This is a genomic window from Cupriavidus sp. SK-3, from assembly GCF_000611145.1.
Taxonomy (GTDB): Bacteria; Pseudomonadota; Gammaproteobacteria; order Burkholderiales; family Burkholderiaceae; genus Cupriavidus.
This window is the reverse complement of the sequence record NZ_JFJV02000239.1, coordinates 363-607: the sequence shown is the minus strand read 5'-3', so window position 1 is coordinate 607 and position 245 is coordinate 363. Positions and strand designations below refer to the sequence as shown.

Genomic DNA, 245 nt, shown 5'->3' with positions numbered 1-245 from the left:
GGACAAACTGCTCGGTGCGTTCGCGCAGGTGTGCGATGCTGGTGTGGCTCGCATGGCGCAGCACTCGGCGCGTATAGCGGGCAAACCAGAGTTCAATCTGATTGACCCAACTTGCGTGCAACGGCGTGAAGTGGAAGTGAAACCGCTTATCGTGCCGCGCGTTGAACGCCTGCCAGACGGCCTGGGCGCGATGTGTGTTGAGGTTGTCCCAGACGACGTGCACCTGTTTGCCCGGGTACGCGGCC

Annotated in this window: 1 protein-coding gene; it reads right to left on the bottom strand. The window is 62.0% G+C overall.

Annotated features, from left to right (window positions below; genetic code table 11):
• Positions 1-245, bottom strand: a 245-nt coding sequence (locus CF70_RS24780) for a transposase (RefSeq protein ID WP_200876805.1), incomplete at both ends; no start/stop codon positions are given.